The organism is Phyllobacterium sp. (assembly GCF_037994405.1).
Classification (GTDB): Bacteria; Pseudomonadota; Alphaproteobacteria; order Rhizobiales; family Rhizobiaceae; genus Phyllobacterium.
This window is the reverse complement of sequence record NZ_JBBNAN010000395.1, coordinates 1-3995: the sequence shown is the minus strand read 5'-3', so window position 1 is coordinate 3995 and position 3995 is coordinate 1. Positions and strand designations below refer to the sequence as shown.

Annotated in this window: 7 protein-coding genes; 4 read left to right on the top strand and 3 right to left on the bottom strand. The window is 53.9% G+C overall.

From position 1 onward, the window contains the following. The first annotated feature begins 521 nt into the window (after positions 1 to 521). Positions 522 to 698, top strand: a complete 177-nt coding sequence (locus AAAC48_RS21905; protein WP_340656219.1) for a hypothetical protein — start codon at positions 522 to 524, stop codon at positions 696 to 698. A 32-nt stretch (positions 699 to 730) separates the two neighbouring features. Here AAAC48_RS21905 and AAAC48_RS21900 read toward each other — a convergent pair whose 3' ends face one another. Beyond that, positions 731 to 964: a DUF982 domain-containing protein gene (locus AAAC48_RS21900; protein ID WP_340656218.1), complete on the bottom strand. Its 234-nt coding sequence runs from the start codon at positions 962 to 964 to the stop codon at positions 731 to 733. Positions 965 to 1552: 588 nt separating this feature from the next. Here AAAC48_RS21900 and AAAC48_RS21895 point away from each other — a divergent pair. Both AAAC48_RS21895 and AAAC48_RS21890 read left to right on the top strand, forming a co-directional pair. Further along, a complete protein-coding gene (locus AAAC48_RS21895; RefSeq protein WP_340656217.1) occupies positions 1553 to 1783 on the top strand; it encodes a DUF982 domain-containing protein in 231 nt (76 codons plus the stop codon). A gap of 43 nt (positions 1784 to 1826) precedes the next feature. Further along, a complete protein-coding gene (locus AAAC48_RS21890) occupies positions 1827 to 2081 on the top strand; it encodes a DUF982 domain-containing protein (RefSeq protein ID WP_340656216.1) in 255 nt (84 codons plus the stop codon). 134 nt (positions 2082 to 2215) lie between these two features. Here the strand turns inward: AAAC48_RS21890 and AAAC48_RS21885 are convergent, their stop codons facing one another. Continuing rightward, positions 2216 to 2473: a hypothetical protein gene (locus AAAC48_RS21885; RefSeq protein WP_340656215.1), complete on the bottom strand. Its 258-nt coding sequence runs from the start codon at positions 2471 to 2473 to the stop codon at positions 2216 to 2218. 36 nt (positions 2474 to 2509) lie between these two features. On the opposite strand from AAAC48_RS21885, the gene AAAC48_RS21880 reads away from it, so the two are divergent. Then, positions 2510 to 3307 (top strand): hypothetical protein, encoded by a 798-nt coding sequence (locus AAAC48_RS21880; protein ID WP_340656214.1) that lies wholly within the window; start codon positions 2510 to 2512, stop codon positions 3305 to 3307. Here AAAC48_RS21880 and AAAC48_RS21875 read toward each other — a convergent pair. Further along, a complete protein-coding gene (locus tag AAAC48_RS21875; RefSeq protein ID WP_340656220.1) occupies positions 3245 to 3550 on the bottom strand; it encodes a hypothetical protein in 306 nt (101 codons plus the stop codon). The two genes, AAAC48_RS21880 and AAAC48_RS21875, sit on opposite strands and share 63 nt — an antisense overlap. Between the last annotated feature and the right edge of the window lie 445 nt (positions 3551 to 3995).

The following is a 3995-nucleotide window of genomic DNA, read 5'->3' as shown; positions in this document are numbered from 1 at the left end:
TCTTAAAAGGTCTGACGCCTTTTTCCGGAGAATAGGCGCCAGACCCCGACTCAGCGCCGGGTTGGAGAGAAGGGCGGCGCCAGGTCTTTGCTGAATCCGGGGGGGCGGTTTTCAGCCTTTGTATTATACCCCCAATCGATCGGCCCAAATAGTAGCTATTTATGTTGAGAATACGGTGCTAAGTTACTAATTTCTCAGGAAATTGCCATGAAACACGGTGCCATTTATGCGCTGTTCTGCGCCGTGCGTGGAGCAATCGCCTGATGCCCTTGCGCTACGTGCACGGAACGACGTTACGGACGACTGACGCTTGAGGCGACAGTACAAAAAAGCGACGGCGAACTTGTGGCACACCGTCTAATCTTTGAGCCCTGACTCTCTACGGGGGGTGTGTCAGGATCTCAGCTGACCTAAAGATCAGCCATGTAGCAACAATCTATAACCGACTTCGTTCCATCTTGTACGCTTCCGGACAAAGGTGAAAGCCCGGCAATCCAATCGCGCCAACAAAAGAACGCCGAGTGGTGATTTCCAGCTTTACCAACGCGAAAGAATTCGACGCTACGATCGATAACGTAGCGTGCATCCTGATCAACAGCAGCCTTGCGATGCACCGCCGCTTGGAGTCTGGCGCACCGGAAGGCTTTGCAGAACTGGACAAGCGTCTTGCTGAACTGCCGAAGGCACGCGACGGCTAATGAGCTCGCGCCAGGCCCTCGGATGGACGGATTCAAGTCGGTCTTCGTGCCTTTGACTTGCCCCAGCGCTCAAGCTTGCCAGTCGCCGGCGGGCAAGGTGTTGTCTCGATAAAGATATCCGCCTCTCTTGCTGCCTCGACCAAGGCTACGTGTGCCACCGCCGCCGAGCAATCACCGGCCAGGCATTTCAACAGGATTGCTTTCGCAGTCGCCAGCTTTCGCCCGCCTGCATCATCGGGCCATTTCTCCAAGATGTAAGGCGGCATCGTAGGCGGATGTGATTCCTCCCGACCTGCCGCCTTGGAGGACGGAAACAATTTTGAATGGTTTGTAATCTTCCATGCGCTTACACAAGCACAGCAGCGCCGGCGATTCCATTCCATCGATTTCTTTACAGGAAGCTACGCTTCCCGGATGATGTCGCCGTCGTCCCTCTCGGGTATGCCGTCCACCCCAACTTGCGCAACGAAGGATGTTTCAAGGTGGCACCACATCCCAAGTGGGGTATCGCACGAACTGCAATGGATGACGGTGGAATTGGTTACCCCGGTTGGAATATAGAGGTACGTCACCCCGCACGTCGGGCAATCTGATTTGAAGTTGAGTCTTTGCGGCATGGAACCCTCCACGTAGTGCGAACTCAATAGCCTTCCAAAGCATCAGCCTTGGCTCCTCCAGCGGGTGCCCATTTTATGCAAAATGCGCAGAGAGTCGAGAATGAAACTGTGTTAATGGGGCGCGCTACTACAAACTTTGCTGCGCCGTTTTTTCATTAGCCCGTTCCGATCGTTTGCGCGACATCGCCCATACGCTCATCCCTTGGAACCGCAATTGGTCCGCACGCGTTTCGCAATATGCGCAAGTATCCGTTCAGAGCCATCACAGTTGCAACAAAAGAGGTCGGTCGCTATCGGACCATAACATCCGTCGGTGAGTTCCTTGCCCATGAGTGGCCGACAGAGAAGGGCCCGACGCACTTAAAGGCACATATTGCCTGTCTGGATGTGGCGGAAAGCGCGGTCGGTATCAGCGCTGCCCGCGATGCCTTCATCGATGCAGTGAAGGAGTCAGATATCTACGTTTGAGAAGGGCGCTATTAACGAGCTATTTAGTTGGACATTTCCGTACATGCGCGATTTGCCGTTCCCATATGTGACAATTTTAAGCGACACTCCCGGACAGGTCCGAAACATAAGATCTGTGGCAGAAGCCGCTGAACTGCTCGTGCTGTATTGGCCGACGCGAGTGGGTGAGAAACTGCTGGAAGCTCGCCAAGCATGCCAGGATGCTTTGGACGGTAAAATAACCTGCACCCAGGCACGACAAGCCTTTATCGATGCAGCCAAGGAAGCCGGCATCTATGTAGGACAAGAGCACCTTTAGCTATCGCCATCCCGCTTATGCTCGCATACCATCCGAGGCAGTGGCGCTGGTCGAAGTGGTCAGGTGTCGAGGTATTCCGAGATTGCCGATGCTCGGATCGCCCATGCATGCGGTACGTGCGACCTGCGTGCGGCCTAAAATACTTTCAGTGATCCGTCTTTGACGTTCGGGGTTGCATCGATGATAGCCCCGTGAAAACTTTTCAAACCACGCACGCGTCTTACATCCTCTTCTGTGAGGTTCATTTGATATTCGGAGGCAGTTGGTGCTTCATCCTCGTTGGAGTGCCAGCGCCTCTCGATGCCATGATACTTTCCTGGGGGGAGTACGATACCGTCCACTTTAGTCTCAGCGCTGATGATGAATGTCACGCTCCTTGTCTCAACTGTCATTTGCATAACCTTTTTTGACCGGACTTTGACGCACTCATGACCAAAGCGAAATTATCCGATGAGGTCAAAACCTTTATTGTGAAAGCCTTAACATGTTTCGACAGCCCTCTGTCGTTGCTGCAGCCTCCGGACTGGCCCCAAAAGGAAAGTGCTCTTCGAGGCGAACCCGCAAGAAGTTCCTTGAGAATACGGCATCGCCGTTCGATTGCGAGCATTACAGCGGATGGCAGGGAAGGCCGAGCACCGCGAAAAAATTGTCCTTGCCCCCGACTTAATGGAGCAGGCGGCAAAGAATTCGAAGACAGCTATCGTCGTGATCCGGGTGCGGCGAAAATCGTACCGATGCCTCTTCGCTGGCCAAAGGCTAAACAACGTCCGCGCAAGTTCGAAGTGCCTGGCATCTTCCGGCTTGGCGGTTTTGAAACCGCCGTCCCGGCGTTGTCGGCCACCTCGACGGCATTTAAGGAGAGCTCAGATGCCCAAGAACACGATCACCAACAACCGTCCAGGAGGCTTCGGCATTCGGCTGGCCAGTCATTGCTAGCAATGGCGGTACACTCGAAGTCGAGCAGAACGATTGGGATACCGTCAAAAACAGCCCCGCTCTTAAGGCTTGGCTCGGCGCCGATTACCTCTGTTTCAGGTGCAAAAGCAGAGAAGAAGTCGGCCCCGTCAACCGGCGACGGTTACGAAGCGAAAACCGCACGAGAAGTGCTTGCCATGGCGAGCGCAACAGATGTGCCGTTCATGACCTTTAAGGCCGGCTACGGTCTAGCGTCTGTCGCCGTAGGGTTCCTTTGTACCCGCAACAAGTTTAGCGAGTTCGGAAAATGACCAAGGCGTTTCGGCACCGGTGTCATTGGCGATTTGAAGCACTCGTATTGGAAAGCAAACGGCATCTCGGTTTGCAGATGACATGTTCCCGGCAAATCGATTGTCGCCGCGTGCAGTGGCCTCTGCTTTCTCGAACGCGTTGTCCAGCTCCTCTTGGGTGACAATTCCTTTGGCAACCAGCAAACGGTTAATCGAAGCGAGAGCGAGACACAGGCCTTCAATTTGCAGGTTGGCTGCGTGCATGGCGTTGTCCTCCTCGTAAATTTGGTCCAGGCAGAACGGATTCTGCTCGGGGCGCAACGTTTCAATCCATCGCATAGGACTTAAACGTGATGTCATTTAACTATGCCAGCATGCAGCAGATAGCGCTACGTCTGCTCCAATAATTCGGACAGGCTTCGGCTCGATCGATCCGGAATGGCAGAGTGCGATTGCAGCGTTGTGAATGATGCCCGCCTTGTCCGCATAGAAGGCCTTAGATAAAGCAAAGGCCACTTGGATTTCTCCTTTGGAGGCCTTTGAGCCTACGGCACGCCGTAGGTGGGTTAATATGTAGAAAGGTCATTGATGTCTTTTGTCAATCACGACGCTATGACGAGAAAGGTGATCGGCAACCGAGATTTGTTGCCTTCGGGTAATCACAGGCTTGCCAAACACGCGGTCTGACAAGTCCCAAACAGGTTCCTGC